This window comes from Actinopolyspora sp. BKK2 (assembly GCF_011291845.1).
Classification (GTDB): Bacteria; Actinomycetota; Actinomycetes; order Mycobacteriales; family Pseudonocardiaceae; genus Actinopolyspora; species Actinopolyspora saharensis.
In genome coordinates this window covers 399,708-413,666 of sequence record NZ_JAANTE010000001.1, presented here as the reverse complement: position 1 = coordinate 413,666, position 13,959 = coordinate 399,708, and the positions used below count along the sequence as shown (strand labels likewise).

Below are 13,959 nucleotides of genomic sequence, written 5' to 3'. Positions count from 1 at the left end.
CGGATGACGAGCGCGGGATCGGAGGGTGACGTGGGTACCGGTGTTCTGACGGTGAATCCGGGCTCGAACAGCCTGCGGCTCGATGCGGTCGAGGTCGCTGCGGATTCCCCGCCTCGGCTGGTGGACTCCCAGCACACGGGTGAGTCCCCCACCTCGGGGGAGTCGCTGCGCGCTTTCGACGAGTTCCTCGAGAGGTGCCGGAGCACGGTGCGGGGAGTGGCCCACCGGCTGGTGCACGGGGGGCGACGTTTTCCCCGCCCGGAGCTGTTCGGGCAGGACACCGTCGACGCGTTGCACGAGTTGGAGCCGTTGGCACCGAAGCACGTTCCCTCCACCGTCCAGTTGCTCCAGCGCGCCGGGCACGCTGCTCCCGAACTGCCGCAGGCGGTGTGCCCCGACACCGCTTTCCACGAGACCCTCCCCGAGGCGGCGCGTGTCGAACCGGTGCCTGAACGCTGGAGGGAAGCCACGCGCCGTTTCGGGTTCCACGGGATCTCCTACGCGTGGGCGCTGCGCCGTGCGGGCGAGCTGCTGCGAGCTCGTCGGGAGGACATCGACGTGCTGGTGGCCCACCTGGGGGGCGGGAGCTCGGTCTGCGCGGTGCGTTCCGGTGCCAGCGTGGCGACGAGCATGGGGCTGACCCCCTTGAGCGGGGTCGTGATGGCTCGGCGCAGCGGGGACGTGGATCCCGGCGCTCTGCTGTGGTTGCTGCGACACGAGGAGGTGGGGCTCGACGAGTTGAGCGATTCCCTGCACGGGGAGTCCGGGCTGTACGGCTTGTCCGGGGGGTATTCCGACGACACCAGGGAGCTCGTCGCCGAGGCGAACCGTGGTGGGGCAGCGGCCGGACTGGCGATCGAGGTGTTCTGCAGGCGGGCTGCCGAGGGGTTGGCGGCGATGGCCACGCACCTGCGTCGCGTCGATGCCGTGGTGTTCACGGGCGAGATCGGCTGGAATCAGCCCGAAGTGCGTGAAGGCGTCTGTGAGCGGCTTGCGCTGCTGGGGGTGCCTGCCGGGCTGTCCGGGAACCGTGCCGAGGACGGTGTGGTCAGTCGCTCCGGGGCGAGCCCACCGGTGCTCGTCGTGGAACCGCGCGAGGAGCTGCAGCTCGCTTCGGAGGCCGCGCCGCTGTTCGAGGACACCGCGCGGTAGCGGCGCCCGGCCGTGGGGCGGGTCAACCGCTCAACGCGACCGGCCCCGGACGGCGGCTTGCGCGTTGCTGACCGCGTGCTCGGCCGAGTCCTCGCGCACGAACCTGTCGCCGACCTCCAGCAGCTCCAGCAGCCTGGTCACGGACGGCCCGGGCACCAGCACCAGCTCGACCCCGCGCGCTTGCGCTCGCGTGGCGGTCTCGAGCAGGGTGATGATCCCGTCGGTGTCGATGAACTCGATGTGGGCCAGGTCGAGCACCAGCCCGGAGGCGGTGCATTCCAGCCGGTGCCGCACCAGCTCCGCGAAGTCGGCGGTGGTGGCCGTGTCCAGTGTTCCGCCCGCGGACAGCACGAGCACTCCCGTGCCGGGGCGGTGGACCTGCACGCGCAGCGGATGGTCCGGTCCCGCTCCGGGGCGGAAGACCGGTTCGGAGGAGGACTCCTCCGGACTGCGGGAGCTCTGCTCGGGTATGTCGAATTCGGGCATGTTGTCCCCACGATTCGGAGGGTTCGCCGACCGGGGCACGTTCGTGAGAAACCGGTCCACTCGTCCGGCCACGGCCTCGTCAACGCAGCGGCGACTCGATCTCGACGGAGCGTGCGGATCGGCCGCCCCGAAGGAGATGCCCCCGGGCTCGGCGACATTCCTCGGGCCCGGGGCGTTGGCGTGCTTGCTCCGGCGAGAGGTTGTGTTTCGTGCGAAAAGCCGTGCTACCAGGATGCACCTGACAGGCCGGCGCGCAATCCGGAGGTGCTGCTGCGCAGCACTGGCCGCGAACGGTGTTTCATCCGCCCCGTCGGGGGGAAGTCGAGTGGCGGACCGAATCGCGAGCCGTGCGTGGCCGGGAGGATGCGGTGGTCGAGAAACCGGAGAGCGTGCCGGGGCAGCAGCAGGAGTATCCGGGTCGTACCGACGCGATGCGCCCGCTTCCGCGGGACGAGATGCGGCTGTACGAGGGCAAGGGACTGCTGGAGGGCAAGCGGGCCCTGGTGGCCGGTGGCGATTCGGGCATCGGCCGTGCGGTGTCGGTGGCCTTCGCCAAGGAGGGGGCCGATGTCGCCGTGGTCTACTACGGGGACGCGGAGGACGACGATGCCGAGCGCACGGCCACCCTGGTGCGTGCTCAGCAGCGTCGTTGCGAGCTGTACAAGGGCGATCTGGCGGAGGAGTCCTTCTGCACGAGCCTGCCGGGCAGGGTCGCGCAGGACCTGGGTGGGCTGGACGTGCTGGTCAATCACGCCGGAACCCAGGCTTACCAGGAGGACTTCACCGCCATCGACACCGAGCAGTTCGATCGCACCTTCCGGGTCAACGTCTACGGGCCGTTCTGGTTGACCCGCGCCGCGCTGCCGTACCTGCCGGAGGGCGGATCAGTGATCAACACCGGTTCCGTCAACGGGCTGCGCGGGAACAAGGCGCTGATGGACTACTCCGCGAGCAAGGCCGCCGTGCACATCCTGACCAAGTCGCTGGCCCAGTCCCTGGCCGCCAGCGGGATCCGGGTGAACTGCGTGGCTCCGGGGCCGGTGTGGACGCCGCTGATTCCCGCGACGCTCCCGGAGGACAAGGTCGAGGGGTTCGGGGAGCAGACCCCGATGGGGCGGAAGGCCCAGCCGGACGAGATCGCGCCCTCGTACGTCTTCTTCGCCTCCGAGCTGCTGTCCAGCTACTACACGGGTGAGGTGCTCGCGCCGATCGGCGGGGAGACCCATCCGGGAACCTGACGTCCCGCCCGGGCGGAGCTCGGGGCCGGACGTCCCGCGACCGGGGACCGCGGAGGCTCTCGTCATTGTCTGCTTCCGACCCCGGTCGCGATCTCGTGCGCGCGCCCACCCGCGACCCGCGGTTCCAGGGGAGGTGTGGGAGCGCCCGCAGCCCGGCGCATCCCCGCGATCACCTCGGACAGCGCCTCGGTGGCGTCGTGGCGTGGTGACCAGCCGAGTTCGTCGCGGGCGCGTGTGGTGTCCATCCGGGGCAGTCGCAGCACCGCGTCGAACAGCTCGGGGGAGGCGGGGACGGCGTGCAGCTTCCACAGCGCTGCCAGCACCGACCGCGCGGCCCGGGCGGGGACTCGCAGCCGGCGAGCTCCGAAGAGCTCGGCCAGGACGGACCCGTCGATCGGGGGCTCGGCGGCCACGTTGAACGCCCCGGTGGCGGGGGTGTGGATCGCCAGGCGGTAGGCCTCGGCGACGTCGTCGGTGTGCGTGGCCTGCAGCACCAGCCCCGCTGGGGTGGGCAGCAGGGGCAGCGCTTCGGGGCGCACGAGCCACCGGGGGAGCAGTGGCCCCGCGAACAGCCTGCGCTGTTGGGAGGCCGACTCGCGTTTGAACAGGAATCCCGGGCGGAGCCGCACCACTCGCGTGCCGGGGTGCTGGACTTCGAAACGGTCGAGGCAGCGCTCCAGGTAGGCCTTCTCCCGGGTGTAGGCCGCGCCGGGCCACCCGTGGGTGGGCCAGGACTCGTCCACGGGGCTGTCCCCCGTGGCCGGTGAGTAGGCTCCTATGGAGGAGGCGTGGATCAGGGCGCCGACTCCGGCCTCGGCGACGGCGTCGAACACCCGCAGGCTCCCGAGCACGTTGTTGCGCCAGGTGGTGACCGGGTCCCGGGTGGGTTGGAATATCCATCCGAGGTGGATGACGGCGTCCTTGCCCCGGAAGTGGTCGACCAGTTCGTCGGTGCGGACGTCGGCGGACAGCCAGTGAACTCCGGGCGGGGCGAATCTCGGCAGGCGGCGGACGAGACCGGTGATCGAGGCGATCCCCGGGTCCGCGCTCAGCGCGTCGAGCAGGCTGGTTCCCACGTTGCCCGTGGCTCCGATGACGACCACGTGTGCGCCGTCGTTGGTGTCCCCGTGCGGGCGCATCGTCTCATCTCCTCGCCCGGAACCGGCGAGTCCGGCCGGGCTCTGGGGTGCTCCTGCCCGCGTTCGAGTACCCGCGCGGGGACGGTGGCAAACGGTGCCGACCGCTGATGCCGCGCCGGGATCGGGCGCGGACAAGTCCTGCGGCCGACGTGAGTGTTTTTGCGACAACGAGCGGGAACGCTTCCGGTGCGCGAGGATCGGTTTCGCGTTCCTGTGGTTGGAGGTGATCGTGCGCGAGTCCGCTGACGTGCCGTTCCGCGAGTCGTGCGCTGCCGCTGCACGCGCCCTTCCCGGTGCGGGGAGCGTGGCGTGATGGGGGGTTTCGGTGCGGCGCTGGTGCTGCTCGGGGTGGGGGTGCTGCTTCTCGGTGCGGTGTACGGCCTGGCGTGGGCGCTGGCCGTGAGGCCGTCGGGTGCGGCGGTCGACCAGTTCCTCTCCGGACACGAGCCCGTCGAGCACGCCTTCTGCCGGTTCCACGTGCGCTGGTACGCGCTGGCGATGGTTTATCTGGCCTTCGAGATGGAAATGCTGTTCATGTATCCGTGGACCTTGGTCGTTTCCGCGGTCGGGACGAAGGCGGTCGTGGAGATGTTCGTCTTCCTCGGCGTTCTGCTCGTCGGCGTGGTCTACGCGTGGCGCGAGGGAGCGTTGCGATGGGACTGAGCCGGGTTCTGCTGCGTTTCGCCGCCTCCACCCCGCACGCGATGGTGGTGGAGGGGCCCGCGGGAACGGCGGCGCGGCTGGCCGTCGAGGACGAGCTGCGCGGGCGCGGCTGGGGGAACGCCGCCTCCCCCGCGGACACCGATGTGCTGATCAGCACCGGGCGTCCGGGGGCGGAGTCGTGGAACGCGGTGTGCTCCCTGTGGGCGCGGGTCCCGGAGCCCCGCGTGTTCGTGCACGTCGCGGCCCCGGAGGGGGTGGCCGAGCTGCTCGACGGGGTCGTCGGTGGACTGTCCGAGCGGGGTGGTCAGCTGCGCGGAGCCGGACTCGAGCGGGGAGGTGGTCACGAGGGACCCCGCCCCTCCGCGGAGCACGCCGGTTCCGCGGACCACGGAGACCACGGCGGTCACGGCGATCACAGCGGTCACGGGGAGCACGGCAATCACGGTGGCCAGGAGGAGCACGGTGACCACGGTGGTCACGGCGGCCACGGCGGCCATGGTGGTCACGGCGGCCACGGCGGGAACCCGGCGGGGTTGGCCATGGCCGAGCGCGGTCCCGATCGGGACGGGCTCGCGCTGGACCGGTTGCACGTCCCGCTCGGCCCCGCGCTGCCGCATTGGCCGCCGGGACTGATCGTGCGCACGACCCTGCAGGGCGACGTGGTCCAAGAGGCCGAGGTGGAGCTGCTCGACGACACCGGTGAGCACGAGGACTTCTGGACCGAACCGTGGCGTCGCGCCGCGGCCGGGCAGCGCGTCGAGCACGGCGTCGGGGCCCGGCGCGTCGTGGCGGCGCACTTGGACGGTCTGGTCCGCTTCCTCGCGGTGGCCGGGTGGCCGGACCCGGCGGCGCGGGCCGCGCGGCTCCGGGGGGAGGTGCTCGCCGGAACACCGGGGGAACGGGTGCGCGGCCGGCTCGTGCGCCTGATCGGGCGACTGCGCGCCAGCCGGACGCTGCGCTGGCTCACCACCGATCTGGGGGTGCTGTCCCGGGAAGCGGCCGAGCGCGCCGGTTTCGGGGCGAGCGTGGTGCGGGCGAGTCGTTCCGGTGGTGACGTCGCCGCGCGGTGGCGGGAATGGCTCGTCGAGATCGAGGACGGGCTGGCCCGGTTGGACGGAACCTCCGAGCTGTCCGGGCAGGACTCCCCGCCCGGCCCGGCGCGGGCCCGCGCCGGGCCGGTGCTGGAGGTGCTGCCCCGGTTGCTGCGGGGAGTGGAGCTGTCCGGGGCGCGGTTGATCGTCGCCAGCCTGGATCCGCAGGTGGCCGGGTTGGGCTCCGCGCGTCCGGTGGAGGTGTCCGGTGGCTGACACCCCGTTGTGGTGGGCGGTGGTCCTGCCCGCGGCGCTGGGGACCGCCACCTTCGCCGCGGCAGCGTTCGACTCCCTGCTCGCCGCCCGCGCGGCCGGCGCGCCCGCCGTGGGTGGGCTCGCCGCGCCGCTGCGCGGGACGGCCCGCTTGCTGGTGACCCAGCGGCGCACGACTCGTGCGGCCGATCCGGTGCTGTGGCGCGCGGGGGTCGCGCTCGTTCCGCTGGCGGCGCTGTCGGCGGCGCTGGTGCTGCCGCTGGGTGGACGCTCGGTGGCCGATCCGGCCGTGGGGGTCGTGTGGTTCAACGCGATGGAGATCCTGGCCTGGGCCGCGGTCTGGATGGCCGGTTGGGGGCCGAACTCGGTCTTCTCCCTGGTCGGCGGGTACCGGTTCGTGGCCCAGGGGCTGGCTTACGAGCTGCCGCACATGTTCGCGCTGATCACGGTGGCCACGGCCGCGGGAAGCCTCCGGGTCGGGGACGTGGTCGAGGCCCAGTCCGGGCTCTGGTTCGCGGTGTGGATGCCGGTGGCGTTCGCGGTGTACCTGGTCAGCGCCGCGGCGATGGCTTTCCGGGGGCCGTTCGACGCGCCGCTCGGCGGTGACCTGGCCGGTGGGGCGGCCGCCGAGCTGTCCGGTGTGGACCGGCTGGTGCTGCTCGGCGGGCGGTGGGCGCTGTTCGTGGTCGCGGTCGCGCTGTCCGTTCCGCTGTTCCTGGGCGGTGGGCAGGGGCCGGTGCTGCCGCCGTGGCTGTGGACCCTGGTCAAGACGGCGGTGGTCGTGCTGGCGCTGGTCTGGCTGGCTCGCCGGTTCCCGCGGGTGCGGATGGACAGGTTCGCCGAGTTCTCCTGGATGGTGCTGATCCCGGTGGCGCTGGTGCAGGCGCTGCTGGTCTCCGTTCTCGTGCTGGTTCGGTGAGGGAAGCATGGAAGCTGTGCTGTGCTGGGTTTTCGGCGTCGCCGCCGTGGTGTTCGGGTTCCTGGTGTTCCGGCTGGACTCGATGGCCCGGGTGACGTTCGCCCTGCTCGCCTCGTTCCTGTTCGTCGCCTTCGAGGTGATGCTGCTGGGGCTGAACTACCTCGGTGCCGTGCTCGTGCTGATGATGGTCATGGAAATGGTGATCATGGCGGTGTTCATGATCATGTACATGATGAACCCCGCCGGGCTGATGCCCATGGCGATGTATCACAACAAGGCCGCGGCGATGTCGGTCTCGGTGGGCACCTTCGTCGTGCTCGCGGCGGGGATCCTGCTCGTGGACTGGCCCGAACGCGCGGGACGTCCCGCGGCCGATCCGACCGCTGCGCTCGGGCACGAGCTGATGGGCGCGCAGATGCCGACGATGATGACGCTCGGTCTCGTGCTGTTCGCCACGATCCTGGCGACGGTGACGCTGTCCACGCGGCGGGGACGTTACGACCGGTTCGGCCCCGGGCTGCGCGGTCGTCCCGCCGACCCGGTGCCTGGCGGGGTCGGCGCAGCGGGCACGGACTCGTCGAGCACGGGCAGGGGAGGTCGCCGATGAGTTTGGAGGTGTTCCTGCTGTTCGGGGCCGCTCTCGTGGCCGTGGGGCTCTACGGGGCGCTGTCGCAGCAGTCGATCGTGATGCTGATGATGGGGCTGGAGCTGATGATCGGCGGGATCGTGCTGGCCGCGGCGGCGTTCCAGCACTTCGCGGCACCGTCCGGCACCGGCGGGCAGGTGCTGATCCTGGTGGCCATCACGGCCATGGCCGTGGAGATGGCGCTCGGTTTCGCGGTGGTCACGGCGATTTTCCGCGCCAGGGATGTGGACATGACCGACATGGCCGCCGACCTCCGGGAGTAGCACGTGGCTGGTCTGCTCTGGACGATGCTGGCGGTTCCCGGCGTTGCCGGGGCCGTGCTGTCCTGCGCGGGGCGCCGCGGAGAGCGGTTCGCCTTCCCGGTCGGCCTCGCGGTGGCCGCGGTGACCCTGGGGCTGGCCCTCGCGGTCGCGGTCGTGCGCCCCTCGGCCGAGGTGCCGCTGCTGCTCGGGATCGCGGCCGGGTTTTCCGTGGACGGGTTGTCGGCGCTGCTGGTTGTCACGGTGGCGGTGGTCGTGCCCGCGGTGCTGTGGTTCTGCCGGGGCGCTGTCGGACCGCGGGAGTCCCAGGCGCGGTTCACCGGGCTGATGCTGCTGTTCTCCGGTTCCATGCTGGGCGCGGTCACCGCCTCCGGACTGGCCCCGCTGCTGATCTCCTGGGAGGTCATGGGGGCCACCAGCTGGGCGCTGATCGGGTTCCGGTGGTGCGACTCCCGGAGGGTGCGCGCGGCGGGCACGGCGTTCGTGACCACGCGAGCTGCCGACCTGGGGATGTATCTCGCGGCGGGGGCGGCCGTGGCCGGGGGCGCGGGGTCGCTCGCCTTTCGCGAACTGCCCGGGCTCGGACAACCGTGGATCACGCTCGTGACGGCGGGAATGGTGACGGCGGCCCTGGGCAAGTCCGCGCAGCTGCCGTTCCACTTCTGGCTGTCCCGGGCGATGGAGGGGCCCAGCGGGGTCTCGGCGCTGCTGCACTCGGCGACGATGGTCGCGGCCGGGGGCTACCTGCTGCTGCGCCTCCGCCCCCTGCTCGCGGAGACCTCCTGGGCCGAGGAGGTGGTGACCTGGAGCGGTGCGCTGACCGCGCTGGTGCTCGGGCTGGTGGCCGTGGCCCAGCGCGATCTCAAACAACTGCTGGCCGCCTCCACCGCGGCACAGCTCGGGTTCGTCGTGCTCGCCTCCGGAATCGGGAGCGTGGTGGGCGGTGCGACGCATCTCGTGGCGCACGCGGCGACCAAGTCGGCGCTGTTCCTGGCGGCAGGGGCGTGGCTGACCGCGCTGGGAACCAAGCGGTTGAGTGCGCTGCGGGGCGCGGCGCGCGAGTACCCCTCCGTGGGGGTCGCCTTCACGGTGGCCGCGGCGGCGCTGGCGGGCGTTCCCCCGCTGTCGCTGTGGGCCACCGAGAACGAGATCTCGGCGGTGGCCCTGGAGCACGGCCCGGCCCTTTACGCCGTCGTGACGGTCGCCTCCCTGCTCGCCACCGGCTACGCCGTCAGGGCCGTGAGGGTGGTCTGGTCGCCTGCACGGCCCGATTCCGCCCGCGAGCGGGACGAGGAGGCGCGCGGCACGCGCACCGCGCCCGCCGCAGGCGCGTTGCCCGCGCTGGTACTGCTGGTCGGGCTGTCGGCGGTGCTCGGCGTGCTCGCACTGCCGCCGGCGGTGGAGCAGCTGGCCGGGCTGATCGGGGTCTCGGCAGTGGGCACGCCCGCAGCGCCGGAAACGGTGCTGTCCGGGGTGCTGGCGGTCGGGGTGGCGGCTCTCGCCTGGTGGTGGGGCGAGCGTCCCGTGCCCGTGCCGCGAGCGCTGCGCGGGCTGTTCGCGGAGTGGGTGCGGTTCGAGTCGCTGGCCCGGTTGCTGCTGGTGCGGCCGGTCACCGCGCTGGCCGGGGGGCTGGCCTCGTTCGACGAGCGCGTGCTCGACCGGGGAGTGCGGGCCGTTCCGGCGGCGGGACTGTGGTCGGCGCGAACGGTCGAGCGCGGCGTCGAGCTCCCGCTCGAGGCGCTGGTGCGCCTGGTGGCCGGAACCGCGCGTCGGCTCGGAGCGCTCGCGCGGCGTGTCCAGACGGGACAGCTGCACCAGTACTACGCCCAGACCGCGGTGGTGCTGGCCGTGCTCGCCCTGCTCGTGGTGTTGGTGAGGTAGTCGGTTGCTGAGTCTGATCGTGTTCCTGCCGCTGGCGGTCGCCGCCCTGCTGGCCGTGGTCCCCGCCTCCGCCGGTTCCCGGGTGTTCACGGTCGGCTGGGTGTGCGCCGCCGCGGCCGATGCCGTTCTGGTGCTGGCCGCCTGGATCGGCTACGAGGCGGGCACGGGGATGGCGCTCGAACAGCGCGTGCCGTGGATCCCCGGGGCCGGGGTGAGCTATCACGTCGGGGTGGACGGGCTCTCCCTGCCGCTGCTGGGGCTCACGGCGGGGTTGTTCTTGGCCTGCGCGGTGTACTCGCTGCGCGGAACGAGCAGGCCCAAGGGGTTCGTGCTGCTGTTCCTGCTCCTGCAGACGGTCTCCCTGGGGGTGTTCACCGCACTGGACCTGATACTGTTCTTCGTCTACTTCGACCTGTCCATCGTGGGGATGTACTTCGTGATCTCCGGGTGGGGGCTCGGCGGGTCCAGGGCTGCGGCGCTGAAGTTCTTCCTGTACACCTTCCTCGGGTCGTTGGCCCTGCTGCTCGGGTTCATCGGGCTGTACCTGGCCGTCGAACCGCACACCTTCGACATGGTCGACATCGCCGCGGCGGCTCCGCTGTCCGGGAAGGGCGCGCTCGGTGCTCCGGTGCTGGCGGCGATCGGGCTCGGGCTGCTGATCAAGACCCCCGCCTTCCCCTTCCACACCTGGATGCCGCCCGCGCACACGGACGCTCCCGCCGCCGGTTCGGTGATCCTCGCGGGGGTGCTGCTGAAGATGGGCACCTACGGGTTCGTGCGGGTCGCGATGCCGCTGCTGCCCGAAGCGTGGAGCCGCTACGCCTGGGTGTTCGTGGTGCTCGGGGTGGTCTCGGTGCTGTACGGGGCCCTGGTCGCCCTCGCGCAGGAGGACTTCAAGCGCATGGTCGCCTACACCTCGGTCAACCACATGGGTTACGTGGTGCTGGCGGTGGGTGCCGCCGGGCTGGTCGCGGGCGGGCAGGAGCAGGCGCGTTCGCTCGCGGTGACCGGGGCGGTCACCCAGATGGTCAGCCACGGGCTGCTCACCGGGGCGCTGTTCCTGCTCGCGGGGGCGCTCCACAGTCGGGCGGGCAGTCACCGCACGGGGGATTATTCCGGGCTGGCGGCTGCCGCCCCGGTCTTCGCCGGCACCGTGGCGGTGACCGTCTTCGCCTCGTTGGGCATTCCCGGTTTCTCCGGGTTCATCGCCGAGTTCCAGATATTCACCGGGGGGCTGGCCACGGCCACCGTCGCGACCGCGCTGGCCCTGCCGGGGATCCTGATCACGGCGGCGTTGCTGCTGCGCGCGCTGCACCGCCTCTGTCTCGGACAGCTCCGGGTGCCGGACCCGCCGGGCGGCGCGCGCGGTTTCCCGGACCTGCGTGCGCACGAGTGCCTCGCGATACTTCCCCTGCTGGGGGCGGCGCTCCTGCTCGGGATCCTGCCGCGCCTGGTGCTCGGCGTGATCGAACCTGCCGCGGTCGAGCTCGTCGGGGTGCTCGGCTGATGGGGGCGGGGCCGCTCGTGCTGCTTCCCGAACTCGCACCCGCCGCGGGGGCCGTGGTGGGGCTGCTGCTGGGGTCCTGGTTGCCGCGCGGTCGCCAGTGGCTGGTGCGCCTGGTCGGTGTGGCGGCGTGCCTGATCGGCGCGGCAGCCGTGCTGGCCTCGTGGGACGGTGTGCCCCATCGGGCCTTCGAGGGCAGCTACGCGGTGGACACCGCCACCCAGGCCGGCAGGCTGATCGTGCTGGGCGGCACGTTGCTGGTGCTGCTGCTGTCCGCGGACGCGGTGCGCTCGCACCCCCGCGAGACCGAGTTCTGCGTGCTCGTGCTGCTCGGCGGTGCGGGCACGATGGTGCTGACCGGGGCGACGGACCTGCTGCTGCTGGTGGCGGGGTACCTGCTCGCCTCCGTGCCGCTGTACGCCCTGGCCGGGTTCTTCGCGGACGCCCCGGGCGCGGAGGCCGCGCTGAAGTACTACCTGCTGGGGGCGCTGCTGGGGATCACCATGATCGCCGGGGTGACGATGCTCTACGGGGCGGGCCGTGCCACCGAGTACGCGGCGCTGTCCCGGAACCTGCCCGCGGCCCCGTCCGCGCTGGTCGCCGTGGGCGGGGTCACCGTGCTGGCCGGCCTCCTGTTCAAGATCGGCGCGGTTCCCGCGCACTTCTGGGTTCCGGACGTCGCCGAGGGGGCCTCCGCGCCCGTGGCGGCCTTCGTGACCACCGTGCCGAAGGTCGGTGGTCTGATCGCCACGTTCCGGCTGGCCGAGGGGGTGCTTCCCGCGGGGACGGCGCGCTGGCCGCTGCTGTTCGCGGTGCTGGCCACCGCGTCGATGACCCTCGGCAATCTCGCGGCGCTGTTCCAGGAGGAGGTGCGCCGCCTGCTGGCCTACTCCACGATCAGCCAGGTCGGCTACCTGCTGCTGACCGTGGTCGTCGCCGCCCGCAGCGAGCTGGCCGAACCCGCTCTGCTGTTCTACCTGCTGGCCTACGCCGTGACCAATCTCGGCGCGTTCGCCGTGGTGGCCGGGTTCCCGCGGGCGCGGCGGGTGGCGGACCACCGCGGTCTGGCGCGGCGCCGTCCCGCCGCGGCGGCGGTGCTGGTGGTGTGCCTGCTGGGGCTGGTCGGAACTCCGCCGACGGCGGTTTTCCTGGGCAAGCTGGAAGTGTTCAGCGCGGCCGTCGACGGGGGCCAGGCCTGGTTGGCCGCGGTGGCCGTGGGCAACACGGTGGTCAGCCTGTTCTACTACCTGCGCTGGCTCGTCCCCGTCCTCGCCCCGGCCGCCGCGGAGGGCGGGGAACCGCGCCCCGGCGGGCGTTGGGCGCTCCCCGTCGCCGCGTTCGCCGCGCTGCTGTCCCTGCTCGTGGGGATCGGCGGTGGTGTGCTCCTGCCGCTGCTGGACGGGCCGCTGCTGCCCTGAGTTCCTCGATGGGTGGGCGGTTCGCCGTGGCATTCCGGGTGTTTTCAGGGTTGGAGCAGCACCTTGAAGGCACCGTCGCTCTTGCGCTGGAAGATGTCGTATCCGTGCGGTGCTTGCCGCAGCGGCAGGGTGTGGGTGGCGAAGTTCTCCACGCCCAGGGGATCGGAGCTTTCCGCGACCAGCGGCATGATGGCCTCGATCCAGTGCTTGACGTTGGCCTGGCCCATCCTGAGCTGGACCTGCTTGTCGAACAGGGTCAGCATCGGGAGCGGATCGGCCTGGCCCCCGTACACGCCGCTCAGGGACAGCGTGCCACCGCGGCGGACGCAGTCGATCGCGGTGTACAGGGCACCCAGGCGATCGAGACCGGCCCGGTTCATCACGGTCCTGGCCACCCCGGTGGGCAGCAGGGTCGCCATGTGCTGGGCGAGCTTTCCGACGCTGCTGAGCGTGGAGCCGTGGGCCTCCATCCCCACGGCGTCGATGACGGCGTCCGACCCCCGGCCGTGCGTTTCCTGGCGGATCGCCGCGGGGACGTCGTCGGTTTCGCGGAGGTCGAACGGTTCCACCCCGTCCCGGCGCGCCCGTTCGAGGCGCTCGGGAACCAGGTCCACGCCGAACACCCGCTCCGCGCCGCGCTGCTTGGCGATCCGGCAGGCCATCGTCCCGATGGGGCCGAGTCCGAGGACGGTCACGCTGCCCCCGGCGGGGACGTTCGCGTACTCGACGGCCTGCCAGGCCGTGGGCAGCACGTCGGAGAGGTAGACGAAGCGTTCGTCCGGCCCGTCCTCGGGAACGGGGATGTGGGTGAAACGGGCTTGCGGAACTCGCAGGTACTCGGCCTGCCCTCCGGGCAGCTGACCGTAGAGCTTCGTGTAGCCGAACAGGGCAGCTCCCATGTTCCGCTCGCGCACCTGGGTGGTCTCGCACTGGCTGTGGAGACCGAGCTCGCAGAGATGGCAGTGTCCGCACGCGGTCTGGAAGGGGATCACCACGCGCTGCCCCTTCCGGAGGTTGTCGACCCCGCTGCCGACTTCCTCGACGACTCCCATCGGTTCGTGGCCGAGGACGTCCCCCGGCTCCATGTAGGGAGTCAGCACCTCGTAGAGGTGCAGGTCCGAGCCGCATATCCCGCTGCTGGTGACCCGGATGATCGCGTCCTCGGGCTCCCGCAGCCGGGGGTCGGGCACGTTCTCCACCCGCACGTCCCGTTTGCCCTGCCAGGTCAGTGCTCGCATCGTCGTCTCCACCGGCCGGGTCCGCACTGCTTCGCCTCATTCGGGTAACCGGGAGCAGCGATCGTCTAACCGGGCAGGAGTGCCGGGGCTCCTGCTGTCCGGTCGCTGCTG

The 13,959-nt window shown here is 72.1% G+C and carries 13 protein-coding genes; 10 read left to right on the top strand and 3 right to left on the bottom strand.

Annotated elements, in window-relative coordinates; all coding sequences use genetic code 11:
• Positions 1 to 3: 3 nt before the first annotated feature.
• Positions 4 to 1,152 (top strand): acetate/propionate family kinase, encoded by a 1,149-nt coding sequence (locus G9Q41_RS01950; RefSeq protein ID WP_092522681.1) that lies wholly within the window; start codon positions 4 to 6, stop codon positions 1,150 to 1,152.
• A 30-nt stretch (positions 1,153 to 1,182) separates the two neighbouring features.
• On the opposite strand, the gene G9Q41_RS01945 is transcribed toward G9Q41_RS01950, so the two are convergent.
• Complete coding sequence (locus tag G9Q41_RS01945) at positions 1,183 to 1,638, bottom strand: STAS domain-containing protein (protein ID WP_207630399.1); 456 nt, start codon at positions 1,636 to 1,638, stop codon at positions 1,183 to 1,185.
• A gap of 431 nt (positions 1,639 to 2,069) precedes the next feature.
• Here G9Q41_RS01945 and G9Q41_RS01940 point away from each other — a divergent pair, with 431 nt between their 5' ends.
• Entirely contained in the window at positions 2,070 to 2,876 is an 807-nt protein-coding gene (locus tag G9Q41_RS01940; protein ID WP_051070234.1) for an SDR family oxidoreductase, read from the top strand.
• Positions 2,877 to 2,938: 62 nt separating this feature from the next.
• Here the strand turns inward: G9Q41_RS01940 and G9Q41_RS01935 are convergent, their stop codons facing one another.
• Complete coding sequence (locus G9Q41_RS01935) at positions 2,939 to 4,015, bottom strand: NAD-dependent epimerase/dehydratase family protein (protein ID WP_092521404.1); 1,077 nt, start codon at positions 4,013 to 4,015, stop codon at positions 2,939 to 2,941.
• Positions 4,016 to 4,327: 312 nt separating this feature from the next.
• Here G9Q41_RS01935 and G9Q41_RS01930 point away from each other — a divergent pair, with 312 nt between their 5' ends.
• The 8 genes from G9Q41_RS01930 to G9Q41_RS01895 are packed head-to-tail and all read left to right on the top strand — an operon-like array spanning position 4,328 to position 12,610.
• Complete coding sequence (locus G9Q41_RS01930; protein WP_017974996.1) at positions 4,328 to 4,678, top strand: NADH-quinone oxidoreductase subunit A; 351 nt, start codon at positions 4,328 to 4,330, stop codon at positions 4,676 to 4,678.
• On the top strand, positions 4,669 to 5,985 hold the full coding sequence (locus tag G9Q41_RS01925; protein ID WP_165631485.1) for a hypothetical protein: 1,317 nt from the start codon (positions 4,669 to 4,671) through the stop codon (positions 5,983 to 5,985). The genes G9Q41_RS01930 and G9Q41_RS01925 overlap by 10 nt, the downstream gene beginning before the upstream one ends.
• A complete protein-coding gene (locus G9Q41_RS01920; RefSeq protein WP_165631486.1) occupies positions 5,978 to 6,901 on the top strand; it encodes a complex I subunit 1 family protein in 924 nt (307 codons plus the stop codon). Before G9Q41_RS01925 ends, G9Q41_RS01920 begins: the two co-directional genes overlap by 8 nt.
• A 7-nt stretch (positions 6,902 to 6,908) precedes the next feature.
• Positions 6,909 to 7,508, top strand: a complete 600-nt coding sequence (locus G9Q41_RS01915; protein WP_017974993.1) for an NADH-quinone oxidoreductase subunit J — start codon at positions 6,909 to 6,911, stop codon at positions 7,506 to 7,508.
• Positions 7,505 to 7,810, top strand: a complete 306-nt coding sequence (locus tag G9Q41_RS01910; RefSeq protein ID WP_165631487.1) for an NADH-quinone oxidoreductase subunit K — start codon at positions 7,505 to 7,507, stop codon at positions 7,808 to 7,810. The genes G9Q41_RS01915 and G9Q41_RS01910 overlap by 4 nt, the downstream gene beginning before the upstream one ends.
• Before the next feature lie 3 nt (positions 7,811 to 7,813).
• Positions 7,814 to 9,688 (top strand): proton-conducting transporter membrane subunit, encoded by a 1,875-nt coding sequence (locus G9Q41_RS01905; RefSeq protein WP_165631488.1) that lies wholly within the window; start codon positions 7,814 to 7,816, stop codon positions 9,686 to 9,688.
• Positions 9,689 to 9,692: 4 nt separating this feature from the next.
• On the top strand, positions 9,693 to 11,195 hold the full coding sequence (locus tag G9Q41_RS01900; protein WP_092521415.1) for an NADH-quinone oxidoreductase subunit M: 1,503 nt from the start codon (positions 9,693 to 9,695) through the stop codon (positions 11,193 to 11,195).
• Positions 11,195 to 12,610, top strand: a complete 1,416-nt coding sequence (locus G9Q41_RS01895; protein WP_165631489.1) for an NADH-quinone oxidoreductase subunit N — start codon at positions 11,195 to 11,197, stop codon at positions 12,608 to 12,610. Before G9Q41_RS01900 ends, G9Q41_RS01895 begins: the two co-directional genes overlap by 1 nt.
• A gap of 44 nt (positions 12,611 to 12,654) precedes the next feature.
• Here the strand turns inward: G9Q41_RS01895 and G9Q41_RS01890 are convergent, their stop codons facing one another.
• Positions 12,655 to 13,848: a zinc-dependent alcohol dehydrogenase gene (locus G9Q41_RS01890; RefSeq protein WP_092522683.1), complete on the bottom strand. Its 1,194-nt coding sequence runs from the start codon at positions 13,846 to 13,848 to the stop codon at positions 12,655 to 12,657.
• Positions 13,849 to 13,959: the final 111 nt, after the last annotated feature.

What these genes read in the sequence shown, in the direction of transcription:
- G9Q41_RS01950 (WP_092522681.1), top strand. Translation starts at nt 4, where the DNA reads ATGACGAGCGCGGGATCGGAGGGTGACGTGGGTACCGGTGTTCTGACG.
- G9Q41_RS01945 (WP_207630399.1), bottom strand. Translation starts at nt 1,638, where the DNA reads ATGCCCGAATTCGACATACCCGAGCAGAGCTCCCGCAGTCCGGAGGAG.
- G9Q41_RS01940 (WP_051070234.1), top strand. Translation starts at nt 2,070, where the DNA reads ATGCGCCCGCTTCCGCGGGACGAGATGCGGCTGTACGAGGGCAAGGGA.
- G9Q41_RS01935 (WP_092521404.1), bottom strand. Translation starts at nt 4,015, where the DNA reads ATGCGCCCGCACGGGGACACCAACGACGGCGCACACGTGGTCGTCATC.
- G9Q41_RS01930 (WP_017974996.1), top strand. Translation starts at nt 4,328, where the DNA reads ATGGGGGGTTTCGGTGCGGCGCTGGTGCTGCTCGGGGTGGGGGTGCTG.
- G9Q41_RS01925 (WP_165631485.1), top strand. Translation starts at nt 4,669, where the DNA reads ATGGGACTGAGCCGGGTTCTGCTGCGTTTCGCCGCCTCCACCCCGCAC.
- G9Q41_RS01915 (WP_017974993.1), top strand. Translation starts at nt 6,909, where the DNA reads ATGGAAGCTGTGCTGTGCTGGGTTTTCGGCGTCGCCGCCGTGGTGTTC.
- G9Q41_RS01910 (WP_165631487.1), top strand. Translation starts at nt 7,505, where the DNA reads ATGAGTTTGGAGGTGTTCCTGCTGTTCGGGGCCGCTCTCGTGGCCGTG.
- G9Q41_RS01895 (WP_165631489.1), top strand. Translation starts at nt 11,195, where the DNA reads ATGGGGGCGGGGCCGCTCGTGCTGCTTCCCGAACTCGCACCCGCCGCG.
- G9Q41_RS01890 (WP_092522683.1), bottom strand. Translation starts at nt 13,848, where the DNA reads ATGCGAGCACTGACCTGGCAGGGCAAACGGGACGTGCGGGTGGAGAAC.